At 43.8% G+C, this 20,999-nt stretch carries 12 protein-coding genes, 1 tRNA gene and 1 pseudogene; 12 read left to right on the top strand and 2 right to left on the bottom strand.

Annotation, left to right across the window (positions count from 1 at the left end; all coding sequences use genetic code 11):
* Positions 1-1,435: 1,435 nt before the first annotated feature.
* The 9 genes and pseudogenes from LL912_RS04810 to LL912_RS04770 all read left to right on the top strand — a co-directional run bounded on the left by LL912_RS04810 (position 1,436) and on the right by LL912_RS04770 (position 14,375).
* On the top strand, positions 1,436-4,576 hold the full coding sequence (locus tag LL912_RS04810) for a SusC/RagA family TonB-linked outer membrane protein (RefSeq protein WP_235552416.1): 3,141 nt from the start codon (positions 1,436-1,438) through the stop codon (positions 4,574-4,576).
* A 58-nt stretch (positions 4,577-4,634) separates the two neighbouring features.
* The gene (locus LL912_RS04805; RefSeq protein ID WP_235552415.1) at positions 4,635-6,107 is read left to right on the top strand and encodes a RagB/SusD family nutrient uptake outer membrane protein; all 1,473 of its coding nucleotides are present in this window, start codon (positions 4,635-4,637) and stop codon (positions 6,105-6,107) included.
* Positions 6,108-6,363: 256 nt separating this feature from the next.
* Positions 6,364-7,890 carry a DUF4832 domain-containing protein gene (locus LL912_RS04800; protein WP_235552414.1) on the top strand — a complete coding sequence of 509 codons (1,527 nt, stop codon included), beginning with the start codon at positions 6,364-6,366 and terminating at the stop codon, positions 7,888-7,890.
* Between the two features lie 92 nt (positions 7,891-7,982).
* The gene (locus tag LL912_RS04795) at positions 7,983-9,371 is read left to right on the top strand and encodes a hypothetical protein (RefSeq protein ID WP_235552413.1); all 1,389 of its coding nucleotides are present in this window, start codon (positions 7,983-7,985) and stop codon (positions 9,369-9,371) included.
* 38 nt (positions 9,372-9,409) lie between these two features.
* Positions 9,410-11,029, top strand: a complete 1,620-nt coding sequence (locus tag LL912_RS04790) for a beta-N-acetylhexosaminidase (RefSeq protein WP_235552412.1) — start codon at positions 9,410-9,412, stop codon at positions 11,027-11,029.
* 82 nt (positions 11,030-11,111) lie between these two features.
* The gene (locus tag LL912_RS04785; RefSeq protein ID WP_235552411.1) at positions 11,112-11,984 is read left to right on the top strand and encodes an SMP-30/gluconolactonase/LRE family protein; all 873 of its coding nucleotides are present in this window, start codon (positions 11,112-11,114) and stop codon (positions 11,982-11,984) included.
* A 10-nt stretch (positions 11,985-11,994) separates the two neighbouring features.
* Positions 11,995-12,843: a fumarylacetoacetate hydrolase family protein gene (locus LL912_RS04780; protein WP_235552410.1), complete on the top strand. Its 849-nt coding sequence runs from the start codon at positions 11,995-11,997 to the stop codon at positions 12,841-12,843.
* Positions 12,844-12,853: 10 nt separating this feature from the next.
* Entirely contained in the window at positions 12,854-13,609 is a 756-nt protein-coding gene (locus LL912_RS04775; protein WP_235552409.1) for an SDR family NAD(P)-dependent oxidoreductase, read from the top strand.
* Between the two features lie 13 nt (positions 13,610-13,622).
* Positions 13,623-14,375 (top strand): annotated as a pseudogene (locus tag LL912_RS04770) (SDR family NAD(P)-dependent oxidoreductase).
* A 12-nt stretch (positions 14,376-14,387) separates the two neighbouring features.
* On the opposite strand, the gene LL912_RS04765 reads toward LL912_RS04770, so the two are convergent.
* Positions 14,388-15,254 carry an AraC family transcriptional regulator gene (locus LL912_RS04765; RefSeq protein ID WP_235552408.1) on the bottom strand — a complete coding sequence of 289 codons (867 nt, stop codon included), beginning with the start codon at positions 15,252-15,254 and terminating at the stop codon, positions 14,388-14,390.
* A gap of 234 nt (positions 15,255-15,488) precedes the next feature.
* Here LL912_RS04765 and LL912_RS04760 point away from each other — a divergent pair, with 234 nt between their 5' ends.
* Together LL912_RS04760 and LL912_RS04755 are read left to right on the top strand one after the other, a co-directional pair.
* Positions 15,489-17,159 carry a sodium:solute symporter family transporter gene (locus LL912_RS04760; protein ID WP_235552407.1) on the top strand — a complete coding sequence of 557 codons (1,671 nt, stop codon included), beginning with the start codon at positions 15,489-15,491 and terminating at the stop codon, positions 17,157-17,159.
* 13 nt (positions 17,160-17,172) lie between these two features.
* Positions 17,173-18,888, top strand: coding sequence for an IlvD/Edd family dehydratase (locus LL912_RS04755; RefSeq protein ID WP_235552406.1), 1,716 nt, complete (start codon positions 17,173-17,175; stop codon positions 18,886-18,888).
* A 319-nt stretch (positions 18,889-19,207) separates the two neighbouring features.
* Here LL912_RS04755 and LL912_RS04750 read toward each other — a convergent pair.
* A tRNA-Leu gene (locus tag LL912_RS04750) sits at positions 19,208-19,293 on the bottom strand.
* A 203-nt stretch (positions 19,294-19,496) separates the two neighbouring features.
* Between LL912_RS04750 and LL912_RS04745 the strand changes: the two genes are divergently transcribed.
* Entirely contained in the window at positions 19,497-20,795 is a 1,299-nt protein-coding gene (locus tag LL912_RS04745) for a bifunctional folylpolyglutamate synthase/dihydrofolate synthase (protein ID WP_235552405.1), read from the top strand.
* Positions 20,796-20,999: the final 204 nt, after the last annotated feature.

Raw genomic sequence — 20,999 nt, 5'->3', positions numbered from 1 at the left:
CAATCCTGTTTTGTGTTGTATGATGCGTGCTATACGCTTTTTTCCAATTAATTGACGCCAGCGCAGATCTTCAACATTGCACCGTCTAAGACCGGTATAGCAGGTGACCAGGAAGCCAAATTGTACCTGTTGGTTAAAACATGGGATCTTCAGTAAAGCGAAGTATTCCTCTATTTCTTATAGCTCTTTTAGATGTTTGCTTGGGTTAGCACGTGCTGCTATTTTTTCGGTAGGCGCTTCTCGGAAATAGCCGTCTTTGGTAGCTGCATTAACTACCCACATTTAAAACGGGCAAAATAATTCATTGGCGTATCGCCGGTGAAATGATTTAATAAAAATCTTCTAAACCGTTTGGCGAGGTTCTCTGTAGTTTTAATCGAAGCGACAAATTCCTTTTTTTTGCGTGCAACAACTTGCCGGTTTGTCAGGAGCGTGTGTCAAACCATGTGTCAACTGATCAAAAAGAACATTAAAAAAGCGGTAATAGAGGCTGTATTTGTGCCCTTTGTGCTGGTTAGAATCCAGAAAATTCTGTGTATCATTCATGTGTCGTAAATGGGGGCAGCAAGCGGCACTTTTCGGGGCATATGTAATAATAAAAAAGGCTGCAAGTATATACTTGCAACCTTCAAATGTGCCCGAGACTGGATTCTCAATCCCATGGCTATAAATTTGTTATAAGTGCGATGTGTCAAATATGTGTCAGGACTGCATTTTAGCCGATTTTTATCACTTTTTACAGTTGTTTCCTGTCAATACAAATGTAAGTTTTTTGTGCAACAACTTTGATATTTCTATCAAATTTGTTCACAAGTTTTTTAACGTGTTACCGGAAAGTGAGATGACTAAATTTGCGTATCCTTGTCTATCGATTTGTGACAAAAATTTCAAAATATAGACTTCTTGGGTGACTTGACAGAGCCTGGTTACCTAATGTCTGCTAAGAGAAGATTGTTTTTATAGGGCCTGAAAAAGAACTGCACCAGCTAAAAGCTGATGCAGTATTGAAATTTTAACACTCGAGACTTGGTTTTCAACATAGAAGACAGCCTCTTTTTGTGTCGAGACCGCTATAAGTAAAAAGTGTCGTCTTTTAAACCTGTCATATACAGAATTTTTCGATCCTCTGGGAGGACTTTCTCCATACTCCTGTCCTCATTCAATGAGGATTTACCAAAGTGGGCTATCTGTCGGAGATATTATGTATTGATTTTTTGGACCAATATACATGGTATACGCGCTTTTTAGTCAAATTTTGTTAATAGAGTACACAAAATTAATCAACCAGTATACTTTAGCTCTTCTGGTCCTTTCTATATTTGAAGTGTCATAATTCACTGTTTTCGTAAAGGCTACATTACCTAAAATTGCTAAAGGGATTTATGGCTGGCGCTTAAAACGCCAAAGTTTTTTTTACTATAACTAAACACGTCGCATGAAAAAAAACGATTGCAACCATGGTGTTCGGCGCATTTATTTGTTTTGGTGGATACTGTTGATGATCCTCTACCATGATTCAGATGCTGCCTCATTTAACAAAAAATATGAGCTTTTGGATGCGGCCTTTTCCAAAGCCACTATGTCCATATCCGGAAAAGTGGTTGATCCGGAAGGGAATGCTGTTAGAGGCGTAAGTATCGTTGAAAAGGGCACAAACAATGGAGCTCAGACGAATCAGAATGGGGAATTTGAAATTAATGTAGCAGGAAAAGGTTCGATACTCGTTTTTTCAGCTGTTGGGTTCGCTACTAGGGAAGAATACATATCAAATAAACGGTATTTAGAGATCGTTTTAGAGAAGCAGGTGGCGACCGAGGATGAAATAGTTGTTATTGGATATGGCACTCAAAAAAGGAAAGATGTTACCGGTTCGGTAACAACGATTAAAACAGACAATCTGCCAAAAGCATCTAACTCGTCTATTTCCCAGATGTTAGCTGGACGCGCAGCCGGGCTTACCGCCGTTCAAACCAGTACCCAACCCGGCGGTAGCGTGACTTTATTGATTAGAGGGGCCTCCTCTACTGGTGCCGGTAATCAACCATTGGTGGTACTTGACGGGTTTCCGCTAAGTAATGATGGTGTAGAGCCGGGCAGCGGTAATCGCTATCAATATGGTAGTCGTGATGTGCTTAGTTCTATTAACCCCAACGACATTGCTTCTATCGACATTCTTAAAGATGCGTCTGCAACGGCGATTTATGGAGCCCGTGCAGCTAATGGTGTAATCCTTATTACGACTAAAAAGGGAAAAGCGGGGCGTCCGGTAGTAAGTTATAACGGAAATTATGCGGTTCAACAGATTTCAAAACGGTTAAGCATGCTGAATGCAAGTGATTTTATGACCGAGACCAACCGTTATGTGTATGAAAAATGGATGATCGATAATAAAATCGCTCCGTATGGCACAGGCGATGCGGCCCTTGCACCTCCGTATACTCCATGGTATACCGATGCGCAAATTGCGTCGGCGGGTTCGGGCACCGATTGGTATGGACTTGTTACCCGTCAGGGAAATATCAGGCAGCATAATCTAAGTGTCTCCGGCGGTACGCAGGGAACCAAATACATGGTTTCAGGGAACTATTTCGGTCAGGACGGAGTCGTAAAAAACTCGGATTTTGCAAGGTACGCTGTACGCACCAACCTGGAGCAAAAATTAAGCAAGCGATTTACAATGGGCTTGAATTTAATGTTGAACCAGGTCAATAATAAAAATGTTCCTCTAGGTACCCAGGATTGGGAAAATGCCGGGATTCTGACTACTGCGATTTCCTATAATCCAGCGATACCGGTTACGGATAGTAATGGAAATTACACGATTAACCCTGGCCTGGCAAGTATGCCCAATCCTGTTTCTCTTTTAACCATCAATGATGAAACGATTACTAAACGGGTGCTGGGAAACGTTTTTCTCACGGCTGATATTATACAGGGTCTGCAGGCGCGGATTAATGTGGGCGTTGATAACCAGACTGGCAAACGTAATACTTATTTGCCTAAAACCACCTTATATGGTCAACAGGTAAACGGGCAGGCAAATATTAGTGAAAATAATGAATTTGATAAGTTATTCAATGCCACCCTAAATTATAAAAAATCAATAGCGAATAACCATAACCTGGATGCCTTGCTGGGTTATGAATACCAGGAGTTTTTGCAGGATGGATTTTCTGCGGGTAGCTCCGGCTTTTTTACCGATGCATTTTTGTATAATTCTCTGGGTGCCGGGGAAGTGGCCGGTCCCAGCACAATTGGGTCGTACAAGAATAAAAATAAGCTGGCTTCTTATTTCGGCAGGGTGAACTACAATTTTGCAGGCAAATATTACCTGACCCTGACAGGTAGGGTAGATGGATCAACAAAGTTTGGCGTCAATAATAAATATGCTTTTTTCCCTTCTGCGGCTTTTTCATGGAGGATTGTAGACGAGTCATTCATGAAATCTTTGACGTTCGTTTCTGATATGAAGCTTCGGTTGAGTTACGGAAGCACCGGCAATCAGAATATCGGGCAAAATGCGTTATCGTTTTATCAGGCCGATTGGCACGGGTATGTATTCGGAAATAACCAGGTGAGCACGGGTGCTTATTTATCACAGATTGCCAACCCAGATCTGAAATGGGAAACCACCACCAGTACCAATATCGGGCTTGATTTTGGATTGTTGAACAACCGGATTACAGGAAGCATTGATTATTATCATAAGATTGTTAAAGACCTGCTTGCTTTTAGAAAATTACCTTCTTTTATGCAGGTTTCTGCAATTGCTGATAATATTGGTAAAACCCAGAGCCGGGGACTGGAAATTGGGCTGCATAGCCTCAATTTGGACGGTTCGTTCACATGGAATACAGATTTGACTTTTGCCCGTTATGTTGATCGGTGGAAAGAAAGAAACCCGGATGTAATACTGTCTGTATACGAAAAAACGGATGCTCCCCTGCGCCCGATCTATCGCTACGTGTCTGATGGGCTGTTGCAGCCCGGAGAACGGGCTCCTGCCTATATGCCAGCGCTCCTGCCTGGACAGGAAAAAATCAAAGATTTGAATGATGATGGCAAACTGGATCAGAAAGATATGCAGTTGCAAGGAACCTCTGATCCTGGGTTTACCATTGGATTTGGTAATACGTTTGTTTACAAAAATATTGACCTGAATGTTTTTTTATATGGCATGTTCAACTATATGCGTTATGATATGAACGCAGATAGTTGGGGGGTGTTTAATGCAATGCGCCTGCCTACAGGATATAATCTACTTACATCTGTAAAAGACAGATGGGCTCATGATAATGTGAATGCGGTTTTGCCATCTGGTATGCCTTCTGCTTATCCAACTTCGGCGTTTTGGTTATGGCAGAATGGAGGTTTTCTGCGCTGTAAGAATATTACGCTTGGTTATACGCTTCCGGGCAACGTTGCAAAACAAGTATTCAGTAAGATCAGGATTTATGCAGAGCTTGGGAATCCTTTTGTCTTTACACGTTATAAAGGCTTGGATCCCGAAACAGATTCGAAAGCAGGCTACCCCAATCAACGTACTTATTCTTTTGGCCTGGACCTGAGCTTTTAATTCCGAAACTGTATCAGATTTTCGGTCAAATAAAAACTTAACATAAAATGGAATCAATATGAAACGGATCAATATATACCTTTTGCTTATCCTATTTTTGACGATTAGCGCGTGTGAGAAGGGCCTCGAACCAGAGGTTTTTAACTCGATTTCCCCAGAAAACTTTTTAAAAACAGAGGGCGATGTTAAAACGGCTGTTACCGGTATCTATTACGAATTGAGAGGCGGAGGCTGGGAACGGTATACCGCAAGTTGGGGCGGCTGGCTTACCCAGGGGATCGGGTGTACCGATGAGTGGACTACAAATTGGGCTACAGATGAACAGACAGAATTCCTTTGGAGACCTGAATCAAATTTTCTGAGTCTATTTTATACAGCGATGTTGCCTGCTATAACCAAGGCCACCGGATTAATCAAACAACTGGAGTCGGCTCCCGTGGATCCGGTGCTTAGGGAAAGATATACAGCGGAATTGAGAACGATCAGGGCCCTGATTGCTTTTGACCTGTACGATCAATACGGCCCGCTCCCTATTATTGTGGATCCCGAGTATGCCCTTAATCCGGCCCGGGCACAGTCCTATAAGCCCAGCCGACCGGAAAAGGGGTGGTATGTTGGTTTTTTGGAAACCGAGCTCTCCGAAGTTCAGCGGGTATTACCGGTTTCGTATGAAAACAGCGCGGATTATGGGCGAATGACAAAGGGTACTGCCATGATGGTACTGCTTAAACTGTATATGCGCGAACGGCAATGGGACAAAGCTGCGCATACTGCTCAGCAGATCATGGATCTGAAATTTTATGCGTTGCAAGCCGATTATGCATCTATCTGGAGTTACAGTAATCAGCATAACAATGAACTGATTTTTACAATCCCGAGTATGGCCACGGGTGGGTACGGAAATAATTTTCTGGCCGAAACGCTGCCGCCGGATTATGTATCTCATACAAATGTTCCTCTTACCCGATGGAGTGGATATCGTGTTCCATGGGCTGTTTGGGACCGGTTTGAACAAAATGATAAAAGAAGGGAGCGACTGGTGCGCTGGTATTGGAATGGCGCGCAGATGATTGACGGGAGAGCGGCAAATACACACCTTAAATTGGGGGCATTGCCGATGAAGTATCAGGAAAACCCCAATACGGATGGCACCTGGGACGCCAGTGAATATGTGATTTACCGGTATGCCGACGTGCTGCTATGTAGAGCAGAAGCATTAAATGAAATCAGTGGCGGTCCCACACAGGAAGCAATTGATCTAGTTAACCTGTTACGAAGTCGTGCAGGAGTAAATCCGATCCGTTTATCAGATTTTAATCAAAGCTCCTTCCGTGACAGGATTTTGCAGGAACGGCAATGGGAATTGTGTACCGAGGGCTCGCGCCGTCAGGATCTGATAAGACATGGAAAATTAATCAGCGATGCACTGGCCAGGGGCAAACGTTTTGCTACAGACAAGGATACGCTCTACCCGATTCCTCAATCGGCGATTAATGAGAATCCAAACCTTAAACAGAATGCCGGCTATTAAAATAGAAAGGGCAATTGCTCTAACACGGCGAGTCTATCGTTTCTGGTTATTGCTCGTCATAGTTCAGGCTATGCGCCCTGAAGCCGCTTTCTACACACAGAATTACGGCGTTCAAAATTAGCGTGAATAGACGCCGTTAAACAGGTTTTAACGCCAATAGTACTCGGTTGCGTGGATGACGAAATAAATAGGGCCAGAGGGCGGTATTGCAGTGGTTACAAAACAGAATTGAATAACGATTAAATGCACTTAGAAAATGAAAAGACTGATGTATTTTTTAATGCTGGCGACAGGCTTTCTGGCCGCCGCCGGTTGCAACAGAAATGCTCAAAATACCAAGCAGAATGCACCCGGTGACAGCACCGCCGACGTATTTAGCATTGAAGGTAATCAAACCATCCGTTTTGCTGTAGACACTACTTCACTAATTAGGAATCCGGCAATGGGTTGGACATTGTATGATGACGCCAATGATTCAGTGGCAAAGGCGGCCACTTATTGGGCCGCTCAAGATGACGCTGCAAATAAATATGCCTCTATCTTTTATATACGTTGGAGATGGAGCAACATGGAACCGGAGGAAGGCAAATATGCGTGGTTGTATGATGATAATTTCAAAGCCCTGGTGAAGGGAGCGCGGGATCGGGGGTTAAAGCTGGCCTTTAGTATCTATATTGATGGCCAGGACAATATTCAACCTGGCACACCGGATTATGTAAAGAAAGCGGGGGCGCAGGGATACCTGGTGGACAAGCTGGGCGGTGGAAAAAACTGGACCCCTTATCTGGATGACCCTGTTTTTCAGCAAAAGTTTGGAAATTTTGTGCGCGCCTTTTCGGAGGCATTTGACGATCCTGCCGTTGTGGATTACGTAGACGGCTATAATCTGGGATGGTGGGGCGAAGGCCATCACCTGGTATTTAAGGATACTGCAAATAAGGAAGCTGTATTCGACTGGATTATTAATCTATATGCCAGCAGCTTTAAAAGGGTTTTACTGAGTATTACATTTGGGAGTGAGATTGGGATTCCACTGGAAGAAAAAGTGGCGCTTAATGCAAATGGGTATGCTATCCGCAGGGATGGATTGGCCAGCAGTTGGTTCTCACAAACCGAAAGGGACTATGTAAAAAGCAAATTTCCGAAAATTCCCTTTTTCGCGGAATCCTGTTACTGGGGCTGTCATGCAGAAGATTGCCGTCCCTGGGCCGCAGATGCCGTGTATGGAAAGAAATGGACGGGATGGAAAGATGTGTATACTCAGGTCTATACCGATGCGATTTCATCTCATGCCAATACGCTGGACCTGAGAGAAGAGGTGGAGACTCAAGGTTGGACCAAGATTGCACCGGAACTGGTGCGCAATTTTGTGCGTTTCGGAGGTTACCGGTTTACACCGACCCAACTATCAATACCTTCTGTTATTCATTCCGGCGAGACCTTTCAGATCGGACATAATTGGGTTAACACAGGAGTAGGTGTTTGCCCTAACAATAACCGCCGGTGGAATTATAAATATAAAGTGGCGTTCGCTCTGATTGATAAAAGCAATAAAGTCGTTGCAATTGTAAAAGATCAGAAATCAGATCCATCCGCCTGGATTAGAGGCACTGACGGAAAATATATACTGGAGGCCAAAATATCGGCCCCTGCCGGAAACTATCGACTGGCCCTGGCTGTTGTGGATGTCTCAGCGGGCGATCAGCCGGGAATCCGGCTTGCAATTGATAAAGAACGCAAAATTGATAATTGGACAGTTGTTTCTGATGTAGTAGTAAAATAGCCGTTTAATCGGCGTGATTTTAAAGCTTTTGGAATAGATATAAGGCATCCAGCCAGCGATTTAACGAAAGTAATATTTAAAAGCAATAAGCAATGAAAAAAATATTTCTATTGTGTATACTTTTTGAGGCGACGTTCAGCATTAGCTGTAAAAAGCATATTAAAGACGACGCTCCAGTACCGGTTTTTTCTTCTCAGAAAAGGACGATTAGTTCAGATGGATTTCCAGGTCTTTCTTTAAATAGCTCGACTTTCGCCATCGTCACCTTCAGCAATACTCAGGGAGCATACTGCGAAACCCCGCCATGGATAATTAGCGGAGGCTGGAAGCAGTATTTTTTTACTACCGCCTGGACGAAAGGGTGGGCTTCGCCTGTTTCTCTTGCTGAACCAACCTCAAATATCGATTTTGGCGTAAACGCAGACGGGCCATTTAATTTGTTATGTGCACTTGATTGGTGGAATGATTTTATACCTGTTTCGTCGGTCCCATCCGGCTATGACTGGCGCAGACAGTATAACGGGATTTTCTCGGCACATCATTACACACACCCGACACAAGGAAGCATTAATATAACATTTAACCATGGTGAGAATAAAAACGAAAGGCAGATAGATCAATATGGTGCCGGTCAATTGTATGCCAATACCTTTGATGCAACTTATCCACCAGTTTTATCCAATCCGGCATCGTATTCGGGATATGCGCCGGGAAGTAGTGTATATGCTGAGTGTTGGCAGGCCTATCACGCCACCGTGAATTTGGCATGGTTGCCCAATACCTCGGCCACAAACTGGGGCAATAACTATTACTATGATCAGGGACCATTTGTCTGGCCCTATGGCGGGTATTATCGTTCAGACGGAACAAAGTCTTCCTATGGATTAAGGCACCCGTCCTCTGTAGTGTCCGGAGATTCAATTTATGTTTATTTCGTTGACAGCTCTATAGATACGATTGCCGCAGGTATTCCGGGCGGAGGCATTAAGGTTGCTAAAGCTCATTTGAACGATGCGATTGATCCTTCGAAATGGTACGTTTATACGGTTTCCGGATGGGTGCCCTCCCTTCCTGCTGGTTTTACGAAAGAAACTATGTTGAGCTACTTAAAAACCAAAGGGCCGGAATCAAAATCACTGATCTATGAATGGCAGATGGACCCTATTCGCTTTTCTGTGGCTAAGATAAATGGCACAAACTATTTTTTAGGTGCTAAATTATACATGGATTATAGTGTAAATCCGACAAGTCCATCAGCCAGGGTAGGATTGTATCTTTCGACAGACCTGGTAAACTGGAGCACCCAGAAAATGTTGATCCAGGATGTTGCCGGTGGTTGGGACGCACTGCAATTGCGGTATCCTATTTTTATGAATAAGACCGGAGATGATAATGAAAACATTGACCTGGATGACTTTTACGTTATAGGCTCGGCTTCAGGTAACAGTGTGGGCAGGCTCCATTTAAACCTATCGCTTTAGGGGCCTATGAGAAAAATGAAAGTATAAAATAAGAAACCATGTTGATAAGAAAAGGTATTGTGATTTTATGTAGTTTACTTTTTATTGTTTTTAATACCGGCGCCCGGGATATTACCATTATTCCGTTACCCAATGAATGTATCAGCAGCCCGGAGGGCTTTTTAATTGATAAAAATGTGCCGGTCATCGCGGGCGCCGGTGGCCGGTCCGATACATCCGTGGAGCGATTAAAAACGTTTATAAAGAAGCGATACGGCATTGATCTTAAAAAGGTTGTTGGAAGTAAAGGTATAAGAAAAGCAATTTGGTTTGAACAGGACCCGGACTTTTTGAAGGAACAGTATCGGCTCAAAATCGATGCCAGTGGCATTCGGATCGTCGCGTCTGGCGATGCCGGATGGTTTTACGGCCTGCAAAGTTTATATCAAATACTTCCTGAACAGTTACCAATAGGCGGGCAAGGGGCTGCTGTATGGGTCCAGGGTATTGAAATAAATGATAAACCCCGGTTTGGCTGGAGGGCCTTTATGCTGGATGAAGCCCGGTATTTTAAAGGCAAGGAGCGGGTGAAAGTGCTGCTGGATGAAATGGCATTGCTGAAAATGAACGTCTTTCATTGGCATCTGGTTAATGACGAAGGGTGGAGAATTGAAATTAAGAAGTACCCCCGGTTGACGCAGGTGGGGGCCGTAAGAAGATCCTCTCAGATCGGGCCGTTAAAGTGGAAAAGCCCGATTCAATCCGGTGAAGTCCATCAGGGGTTTTATACGCAGGACGATATCCGCGAAATTATACGATATGCCCAGGAGCGGCATATTACCGTTATTCCGGAAATCGAGATGCCTGGACATGGCTCGGCAGCCATTGTTTCTTATCCTTTTTTGGGCACTACAAAAAAGAAATTTGAAATGCCCACAACCTTTTTTCAAAAAATGGACATTTATGACGTGAGCGATCCGCGCGTTTTTGAATTCTTAACGGATGTTTTGGATGAAGTGACGAACTTGTTCCCTTCAAAAATTATTCATATCGGAGGAGACGAGGCATTGCAAAATTTCTGGAAGGAATCTGCTGCTGTGCGTGCCTATATGCAGGAAAACCAGCTAAACACAACAGGCGAGCTGCAAATGTTTTTTATGAACCGTATTATTGTGTATTTGAAGCAAAGAGGCGTTCGGGCGATGGGTTGGAATGAGTTATTGGGGCATAGAGTACATGATTATGTCGCGGCCTCAGACGCGAAATCCACATTGTCGCTTTCCGGTAATCCGATTGTGCATTTTTGGACAGGAGATACAGCTTTGCTAAGAGATGCTGCTGCTAAAGGGTATGATATTGTGAATGCGTACAGCAATGATACCTATCTGGATTACGACTATGAGCAAATTCCCTTGTCAAGGGCATATGCATTTGATCCCGTTCCAAAGGGTTTTGATGAGCGGCTGGAAAAAAAAATATTGGGGTTGGGATGCCAGATGTGGGGTGAATGGATTCCTGCTGTTGGACAAATGCAGTATATGATTTTTCCCAGAATTGCAGCTTATGCGGAAGTCGGTTGGACGAGGATTGCTCAAAAAAACTACGAGGGGTTTCGGCAAAGATTACAAATTGCCAAAACAAGGTGGGCCCGCAAGGGGATTTATTTCGCCGATATGTAAAGAGTATGCAGATCCCGTGCAATGTCGGCGTAGCAGGCTAATGGTTTTAATAATATATTCAGGAACGTAAAGGCTTTTATCGATGGTCAAAGTTGTCTGTAAACATCAATCTGTATTAGGGGAGGGGCCACTATGGGACGAGCGCCGACAGATATTATATTGGGTAGATATCAGGAATGGGGCGGTTCATCAGTGGAATGCCCGGATGTCGCAGTTTAAGTCAACTAATTTTGGTGGTCGGGTGGGAGCCGTTGCGCTGTGTGAAGACGATCAGTTACTTGTTGCAAAAGATGACGGAGTGGTTTTGCTGAATGAAATTACCGGTAAACCGCAAAAAGGACAACTGCCGGAACACGAGATTTTGAAGTTTCGGTTTAATGACGGCAAATGTGATCCTTTGGGACATTTTTGGATAGGTGGCATGAGTGATGATGAACAGCCTGGTGTGGGTTGTTTATATACAATGAACGATCGGTTTGTGTTCAAGGAAATAATGCATGGACTTACGATCCCCAATGGAATGGCATGGGATATCAGGTTACATAGATTCTATTTTATTGACACGCCTACATTAAATATCATGTCCTATTACTATGATATTGTTTCCGGACAAATAACGGATCCAAGAATCGCATTTAGCATTTGTCCAACAGATGGTTACCCGGATGGTATGGCCATTGATACGGAGGGAATGTTGTGGATCGCCTTATGGGATGGGTGGAAGGTTGCAAGATACGATCCTGGTACGGGCAAGATGGTCTGTTCTATCTCACTTCCGGTTGCCAGGGTAACCTCCTGCACATTTGGAGGAGCTGCGCTTACGGATTTATATATTACAACTGCCAAAGCGGGGTTGACCGAAGAAGAACTAAAGAAGCAGCCTCTTGCAGGATCGTTATTTGTTGTGCAGGATTGCGGAGCTAAGGGCCTAAATGGATACCGGTTTAAAAGATAAAATTTATAATATGAAGCTGATCAGATTTGGCGAACCGGGCAGCGAGATGCCTGGAATACTTGATGGAGAAAATGTAAGAAGAGATCTCTCTTCTGTTTACAAAGATTGGAATTATTCATTTTTTCAAGACGGAGGTTTTGAAACGCTTCTGGGTGTCGCGGATTATTCCCGATTTCCGGTCGTGCCCCAAAATGCGAGATGGGCTTCCTGTATTGCAAGACCGGGAAAGGTTTTGTGTATTGGTCTTAATTATTCTGATCATGCTGAGGAATCGGGCATGTCAATTCCGCAGGAACCTATAGTGTTTCAAAAGGCCGCTAATACAGTGGTGGGGCCGTATGATCCGATTCTTATTCCCAGAAATAGCGAGAAAACCGATTGGGAAATTGAACTCGGTGTTGTAATCGGAAAAAATGCCCGGTATTTGGATGACATATGCAGTGTTGAGGCGCACATTGCCGGTTACTGTATCGTAAATGATGTTTCAGAAAGAGCTTTTCAGCTTGAAAGGGGCGGACAATGGACTAAAGGGAAATCCTGTGACAATTTCAGCCCGACCGGGCCATTTTTACTTACCAGGGATGCAATCAGTGATCTTGATGATTTATCAATGTCCCTGCGGGTAAACGGAAAGGAATTACAAAAGGGCAATACTGGTAAAATGATATTTAATGTAAACTTTATTATTCATTATCTTACTCAGTTTATGACGCTGGAAGCGGGCGATCTCATTTTGACCGGAACGCCTCCCGGTGTTGGATTAGGAATGACTCCTGCCCGATATTTAATACCAGGCGATGTTGTGGAATTATCCATTGATGGTTTGGGTATGCAAAAACAAGTATGTCAGAAAGCGTAAATTTAAAGAAATGAAAAACAGATTTGATAGCCAGGTTGCTGTAGTAACTGGCGGTGCTGAGGGTATCGGAAAAGCGATAGGCTTAAGACTAGGAAAAGAAGGTTGCCGTGTTATACTCTTTGATCTTAATGAACAATTATTGTGCAGGACCGTTGAAGAACTCCAAAGGCAGGGAGTCTGTGTGAGAGGCTATGTGGTGGATGTTGGTGAGGAGGAGCCGGTGGCGAAAGCAATGGAAGGAGTTTGGAAAGAGTTTGGAAAATTGGATATTATGATAAATTGCGCAGGAATTGTAGGCCCAACAAGCACAAGCGTGACAGACTATTGCACAGAAGATTTTGATAAGGTGTGTCGGGTGAATTTGAGGGGGGCATTTTTACTGACGAAGTATGCCATTAAGTTGATGGAGCGAAATAATTATGGTAGAATTCTATTGCTTTCCTCTATTGGCGGTAAGGAAGGTAATCCGGGAATGTGCGGTTATGCCTCTTCCAAATCGGCAGTGATGGGCTTGGTTAAAGGGGTTGGTAAAGAGTTTGCTACAACAGGAATTACTGTGAATGGACTGGCTCCTGCAGTAATTAAAACGGGGATGAATGAGCATACTTCACCAGAGCAATTGTCCTATATGACAAGTAAAATTCCCATGAAAAGGTTGGGAACGGTAGAAGAGGTTGCCGCCATTTCCGCTTGGATTGTATCAAAAGAGTCGAGTTTTAATACAGGGTTTATTTTTGATATTTCGGGCGGGAGGGCTACTTTTTAATAATTGAAACAAAATGAAGAAAAAAGCGGTAATACTTGGGGGAACAAGCGGAATCGGAAGAGCTATTGCGGACCGTTTTTCAAAAGAAGGATGGTGTGTGTTGGTTGCTTCTCCAGATTTGGAAAAAATAGAAACAGTTACACAGGAGTTGCATGGGCAGGGGCATATTGCTTTGAAGGTCGATGTGACTTGTGATGAGGACCTGACTAATCTGGAAAATATAGCGAAGAGCGCATTTAGGGAAATAGATGTATTTATTAATTCCGTTGGCATTTCAAAAAAAGTGGATGCAATCAATGAAGTATTCGATGACTGGGACAGGTCATTACAAGTGATGATGTATGGTGTTGTTAAGGCAACTAGAAAGTTGGTTCCGCTTATTAAAAACGGTGGGAGAATTATCAATATTACCTCCATTCACTGGCAAAGGGTTGCGGCAGGTAGTTCCGCATATGGTATGGCTAAAGCGGCGTTGACCCAGTTTACGAGATCGCTTGCAGTTGAGCTGGCGCATCGGAACATTCTTGTAAATGCGATTGCCCCGGGCTTTGTCGATACGGCTATGTCTATTAAGGAGGATGGAAAAAACGAATTGCACTCAGAATGGTTTTATGATAATTATATAAAACATAGTCATCTGCCTCTCTAGAGGGCGGGTAAGCCCGAGGAAATATCGGGAGTTGCCTGGTTTTTAGCAGGTCCTGATGCGACTTATATAACCGGATCAGTCATTACTGTGGACGGAGGGTTGACCATAACATTTTGAACGGAGTGATTTCTAGTTGGACAAAAACTGTTTGCGATAGTCTTTCGGGACCATATTTTTCACCTTTTTGAAGTGCCGGTAGAAATTTGAAAGATTTTCGAAGCCGCTTTTGTAACCAATTTCCGATATGCTTAGACTGTTTTCGATTAGCAGTTTACAAGCGTAGCCGATTCGTACTTCTGTAACGTAATCGGTAAAGGTTTTACGTGTGTGATTTTTGAAATACCGGGAGAAGGCGGGTACGCTCATGTTGAGCTGCCCTGCAATACCGGCAATGGATACTTCACTCCTGAAATTCTTTAAAATAAACTGAAGCGCGGTGTTGATCCTTTCGCTGCCGCTTTTGGGAAGAGTTGAAAAATTAAACGTCAGCAAAGTTGTGGATTCATTGCTTTCACCTAGTGTGATCAGTAATTCGATAAATTTTAGCAGGCGTTTAACCGGAGGATCATTTCGCATTTCGTAGAGGAGCTTGGTTGCCTTGATTTTTGTTTGTCCATGAATTTCAACAACTTGTGATGATTTGGCCAGCAGTGTTTGCACCACTTTCATTTCCGGCAATTCAAAGAAGTCCTTGCTTAAGGAATCTTCCGTAAAATGAATAAAAATGGATTGAGCTGTTAACTTCTTTTTGGAATGATAAAAAATTTCATCGTTCCGGTATAAATGGGGTATGTAAGGGCCGATCAGGCATAAGTCTCCATCGTTGAAACGACCAACATTATCACCAATAAAGCGGGTACCGGAGCTTTTATCGATTAGTACGAGTTCAAACTCCTTATGAAAATGCCATGGATGCGGGAAGTGATTTAGCTTCAATTCTCTGAAGATAAAGCTGGAATCAGGGTCTGTGGGTAATTTATGAAGTTGCGGTCTCATTAATTGAAAGCTGTTGGTTGTATGATTAAAAAAAAAGCATGGCTTGATGGTGAATGTTTTCGATTGAACTAAAATAGTAAAAAATGAAATGCACCGCATGGAGAGAAACAAATATTTGACGCGGTGCGCTCCTGGGTTTGGACCATCAAGGAAGGATGGTATAAAAAAAATGATGATACAGGTTTATGAAGACACATAAAAAGGCAATGGATTTAATTAATTAATTAATAGGTTATGGGCGTACTATCTGTTGTAGATTATATTATTTTTTTAGTATATTTTTTACTTGTAGCGCTTTATGGTATTGGAGTTTACCGTAAGAAACAAATGACAAGGTATGGCGTCCGGGACTATTTTCTCGCGGAAGGGTCTCTTACCTGGTGGGCCATCGGCGCCTCATTAATAGCTTCCAATATTTCAGCCGAGCAATTTATAGGTATGAGCGGGGCAGGTTTTAAGATGGGCCTTGCGATCGCTTCTTACGAGTGGATGTCCGCTTTGACACTTATCGTAGTGGCTATTTTTTTTATACCAGTATATTTAAAAAATAAGATCTATACAATGCCACAGTTTTTAAGCAGGCGCTATAATAATACTGTTGCAATGGTTATGGCTGTGTTTTGGTTATTGTTGTATGTAGTGGTTAATCTAACGTCAATCCTTTATTTGGGAGCGCTGGCTATAAACAGCATCTCAGGGATTAACATAAATATATGCATGGTGGGCCTGGCCATATTTGCCATTGGTATTGCGCTCGGCGGCATGCAGGTTATCGGCTATACGGATGTAATACAGGTATTTTTCCTGATTTTCGGAGGGCTCGTAACTACAGGTATCGCCCTGAATCTTGTTGCTTCTCATAACGGAAGCTCCGGAATATGGAATGGGTTATCTATTCTCAAACAGCAAGCCCCTGATCATTTTCATATGATTTTTGACCAGACAAATCCAAATTACATGGACTTGCCGGGACTCTCGGTGCTTATTGGGGGATTATGGATCGCAAATATGAATTATTGGGGATGTAATCAGTATATTACCCAACGGGCGCTTGGCGCCGATTTAAAAACCGCCCGTAATGGCATTTTATTTGCTTCTTTTTTAAAATTGTTAATGCCTTTAATTGTGGTGTTGCCCGGGATCGCGGCTTTTGTTTTGTTTAAACAAAACCTGTTACATAGCTCTATGATAAATGGGGGAGATGCGAACCCTGATCAGGCATATCCCGTTTTGTTAAATCTATTGCCCCAAGGGCTTAAGGGGCTTTCATTTGCAGCGCTCACAGCGGCGGTCGTGGCTTCTCTTGCCGGTAAAGTCAATAGTATAGCTACCATTTTCACCCTGGATGTCTATCATAAAGTTTTTAACAGGCAGGCCGATGATAAAACGCTGGTATTAACCGGAAAAATAACGCTGGTGGCAGCAATGCTGATTGCTGTATTTATAGCGCCTCATCTTGGCATCGACAAAAAGGGAGGGTTTCAATATATCCAGGAATACACAGGCTTTGTCTCGCCCGGAATATTGGCCACGTTTGTTTTGGGCTTTTTCTGGAAACGCGCGACAGCTGGTGCTGCCATGTTTGCCATCGTAGGTGGTTTTATGCTTGCTATATTGCTAAAGGCTTTGCCATTGGTGATGGATTTGTTTTTTCTCCACAAATGGGGATGGTCAGTAGCTAATACTGAAGGTATTTACGAAATTCCTTTTTTGGATCGTATGTTTATTGTTTTTGTCATTTGTCTTATTAGTATGGTTATTATAAGCCTGGGAGGCCGGGAAGAGGAGGACGTTGAGAGGGAATGGCGTTTCAATATCGGAATGTTTAGAGTTACCCAGGGGTTTGCTATTGGTTCTATATTGGTGATCGGTCTTCTAGCTGCGCTGTTTGTTTTATTCTGGTAATAAAAAAATAAATATGAAAAATTTAAAACTAAGAAGCGAAGATTGGTTTGGAAGAAAAGGTAAGGATGGCTTTATTTACCGAGCGTGGATGAAAAATCAAGGAATCCCCGCGCATGAATTTGAGGCGAAGCCGGTAATTGGTATTTGTAATACATGGTCGGAGCTTACTCCCTGTAACGCACATTTCAGGGAATTGGCAGAATCAGTGAAACACGGTATATATGAGGCCGGTGGTTTTCCGGTGGAGTTTCCGGTTATGTCGTTGGGGGAAACGTTGATGAAGCCTACAGCCATGCTATATCGTAATCTGGTAAGTATGGACGTAGAGGAATCGATACGGGCTAACCCGGTTGATGGTGTGGTGTTGTTATGTGGCTGTGATAAGACCACTCCGGCATTGGTGATGGGGGCTTGCAGTGTAAACTTACCCACTATCGTTGTTTCCGGGGGGGCTATGTTAACCGGGAAGTATAAGGGAACGGATATTGGCACTTCTGATGTTTGGAGATTCAGCGAAGCCCACAGGGCCGGGAAAATGACACAGGAGGAACTTTCAGTAGCGGAAGCCTGTATGTGTAGAAGCAGGGGGCATTGTGCTGTTATGGGAACGGCTTCCACAATGGCCAGCATGGTTGAGTCCTTAGGCCTTTCCTTGCCTGACAACGCGGCAATTCCGGCCGCAGATTCCAGAAGAAAAGTGCTTGCTCATTTGTCAGGTATGCGTATTGTGGAAATGGTTAGAGAAAATCTGAAACTTTCTGATATCCTGACGCGGGAAGCGTTTGAGAATTCAATGATCACGAATGCTGCTATTGGGGGGTCTACAAATTTTGTTATTCATCTACTGGCAATTGCAGGAAGAGTAGAGGTGGGGATTTCTTTGGAAGACTTCGAAGTCGTTAGCTCAAAAATCCCGTTGATCGCAAATCTTCAGCCCTCAGGAAGGTATTTTATGGAGGATTTATATTATGCGGGTGGTATCCCTGCAGTTATGAAAGAATTGAAGTCCATGCTGCATCGTGATTGTATGACGGTTAGCGGAAAATCGGTTGGGGAGAATATTAAACAGGCAGAATGTTATAATAGAGATGTAATTACTTGCGTCGAAAGGCCGTTTAATCCGGTGTCGGGGATTATTGTATTAAAGGGCAATATCTGTAAGGATGGGGCTGTTATCAAGCCCTCGGCAGCTACTAATGCGCTTCTGAAGCATACCGGTAAAGCGGTTGTTTTTGAAAACATAGAGGATTATAAGGCCCGGATCGACGATCCCGATCTTGATGTGGATGAAACAAGTGTACTTGTATTAAAAAATGTTGGCCCCAAGGGGTATCCTGGGATGCCTGAAGTAGGTAATATGGCTATACCTAAAAAATTGTTAGAAAAGGGCGTGACAGATTTGGTAAGAATTTCTGACGGAAGAATGAGCGGCACCAGTTTTGGAACAGTCGTGTTACATGTGTCTCCGGAGGCAGCAGTTGGCGGCGTGCTTAGTATCATAGAAGACGGCGATATTATATCGCTTGATGTAGCCAACAGGTCGCTAAATGTAGAGATACCTGGCCAGGAAATAGAATTGCGTTTGGCGGCGAAACAGCAGACCAATCGGGTTGAGGAACGGGGATATGTTCATTTGTATCAGAAGCACGTGGAGCAGGCACATTTAGGAGCTGATTTTGACTTTTTAAGAGGGATGTCGGGCAGTAAAATTAACCGCGATTCTCATTGATGCGTTAAGAGTCGGTTGTCGACATAGATATGGCGGACTCATCTGCGCAAGGGGAGGCCTTTGATTGTAAAAAATTGATAGTTACTACGAAGGTATAAATCCGTACTACTGCGGGGTGTATTTGTCTGTTTCTTTACAAAACTATATGGAAGGCAACAGTAAATAAACCTGTGATGAAGACAATGCATTGGTAAGGGGAAAAAAGTCTGTCCTGTTATTTTTCTGTTAGAAAATGCGGTAGAAAGCGTAAAGAATGAGAAAACTTGACCGGCCTAAAATGAAAAAAGCTTTACAAGTCTTTGACTGTAAAGCTTAATAGTGCCCGAGACTGGATTCGAACCAGCACGCCGAGTTACCAGCGCCACCACCTCAAGGTGGTGCGTCTACCAATTTCGCCACCCGGGCAAAATGCAAGAAAACATATAAAATGCATTCCTGTTTTATCGTAAAGAACTTCTCTTATGACTGGCCTTAGCCGTTTAAGGATTGCGAAAATAGGTAAAAGACTTCATTTATTGGATAAATATCCACGGGTATTTTTTAAAGCATCTAAAAATGTAAACGGCAGGGTTTAAGTAATTGTGCTGCTTATCTTTGTGTTTTTAATTATGACATATCAGCAAACGCTGGACTATATTTACGCCCAGTTGCCCATGTTCAGCCGCGTGGGCGCTGCCGCGATTAAAAACGGGTTTGATAATATAAACGCGCTCTGTTCATTTTTAGGAGCGCCGCAAACCAAAATACGGTGCATTCATGTTGCCGGTACCAACGGCAAGGGGTCCGTAAGCCATATGCTGGCTTCCATCTTACAAAGTCAGGGCTATAAAACCGGGTTGTATACATCCCCCCATCTGACCGATTTCCGCGAGCGGGTTAAAATCGACGGGAAAATGATCCGTGAACAGGAGGTGGTAGATTTTATAGAACGGATACAACCGGAAATTGAACGGCTGAATCCCAGTTTTTTTGAGATCACTGTAGCGATGGCCTTTGATCATTTTGCAAGGGAGGCGGTGGATTTTGCGGTGATCGAAACCGGGCTGGGCGGGCGGCTGGACAGTACCAATATCATCCGGCCCCTGCTTTCCGTGATCACCAATATCGGGCTGGATCATGTACAGTTGCTGGGGGATACATTGCCGAAGATTGCCGGTGAAAAAGCGGGCATTATTAAGGAGGCCGTACCCGTGGTGATCGGGGAAACACAGCCGGAAACAGCGCCGGTATTCATCGAAAAAGCGAAGCAGCTAAAGGCGCCCATTCATTTTGCCGACCAGGTATATCATGCGGAAAACTGGTATTACCAGGAGGAAAGACTGGTTGCGGAGGTTTCAAAGCAGGACACGGTGGATCATCTCCGGTATTCGATGGAACTTTCGGGCGCTTACCAGGTAAAGAACCTGCTGACGGTTTTGGAGGCGTGCCGGCAGTTGCGGCAACTGGATATTGCGCTGGATGAAGCGGCCATTGTAAAAGGCATCGCACACACGAAGAGATTAAGTGGTTTGCACGGTCGTTGGGAAACGATTCAGAAGCATCCGAGGATCATTTTGGATGTGGCGCATAACGAGGATGGCATGCGGCAGGTACTGAACCAGCTGGAACTTACTCCCTATCGTAAACTGCACCTGGTGCTGGGCATTGTAAAGGATAAAGATGTAGACAAGGTATTGTCGCTGTTGCCGGCTACTGCGCTGTATTATTTTACGCAGGCCCATCTGCCAAGGGCGTTGCCGGCAGGTGAACTGGCGGAAAAAGCAGCCATATTCCAATTGAAGGGGGCCGTTTGGCCCGATGTGAATGTAGCGCTGGATGCTGCTAAGGCACAGGCGCATGCAGACGATCTGGTCCTTGTTTGTGGTAGTATTTTTTTGGTGGGAGAGGTCAGGGGACATTTTTCATAATCTATGGGCTTGTTTTTCCGTGGATTTTTGTATTATATCTGCGTGGATCTGCAGGAATATCTCCCGCTGATTGACGCGGATTGGTTGCGCTGATCTTCGCCGATGTGTTGTTGGATGTAATTATGTCGTGTTCAATACCTGCTTTCTTTTTGCTCACAGATGGCAGAGATTTCTTTCCTGGATTTTTGTATTACATCTGCGTGG

Origin of the sequence: Niabella agricola, from assembly GCF_021538615.1 — a bacterium.
Taxonomy (GTDB): domain Bacteria; phylum Bacteroidota; class Bacteroidia; order Chitinophagales; family Chitinophagaceae; genus Niabella; species Niabella agricola.
Note: the sequence above shows the minus strand (reverse complement) of the source record. Positions and strands in the feature narration are given on the sequence as shown.

Excerpts from the sequence above, each read along its gene's own strand:
- LL912_RS04810 (WP_235552416.1), top strand. The coding sequence starts at position 1,436 with ATGAAAAAAAACGATTGCAACCATGGTGTTCGGCGCATTTATTTGTTT.
- LL912_RS04805 (WP_235552415.1), top strand. The coding sequence starts at position 4,635 with ATGAAACGGATCAATATATACCTTTTGCTTATCCTATTTTTGACGATT.
- LL912_RS04800 (WP_235552414.1), top strand. The coding sequence starts at position 6,364 with ATGAAAAGACTGATGTATTTTTTAATGCTGGCGACAGGCTTTCTGGCC.
- LL912_RS04795 (WP_235552413.1), top strand. The coding sequence starts at position 7,983 with ATGAAAAAAATATTTCTATTGTGTATACTTTTTGAGGCGACGTTCAGC.
- LL912_RS04790 (WP_235552412.1), top strand. The coding sequence starts at position 9,410 with ATGTTGATAAGAAAAGGTATTGTGATTTTATGTAGTTTACTTTTTATT.
- LL912_RS04785 (WP_235552411.1), top strand. The coding sequence starts at position 11,112 with ATGGTCAAAGTTGTCTGTAAACATCAATCTGTATTAGGGGAGGGGCCA.
- LL912_RS04780 (WP_235552410.1), top strand. The coding sequence starts at position 11,995 with ATGAAGCTGATCAGATTTGGCGAACCGGGCAGCGAGATGCCTGGAATA.
- LL912_RS04775 (WP_235552409.1), top strand. The coding sequence starts at position 12,854 with ATGAAAAACAGATTTGATAGCCAGGTTGCTGTAGTAACTGGCGGTGCT.
- LL912_RS04765 (WP_235552408.1), bottom strand. The coding sequence starts at position 15,254 with ATGAGACCGCAACTTCATAAATTACCCACAGACCCTGATTCCAGCTTT.
- LL912_RS04760 (WP_235552407.1), top strand. The coding sequence starts at position 15,489 with ATGGGCGTACTATCTGTTGTAGATTATATTATTTTTTTAGTATATTTT.
- LL912_RS04755 (WP_235552406.1), top strand. The coding sequence starts at position 17,173 with ATGAAAAATTTAAAACTAAGAAGCGAAGATTGGTTTGGAAGAAAAGGT.
- LL912_RS04745 (WP_235552405.1), top strand. The coding sequence starts at position 19,497 with ATGACATATCAGCAAACGCTGGACTATATTTACGCCCAGTTGCCCATG.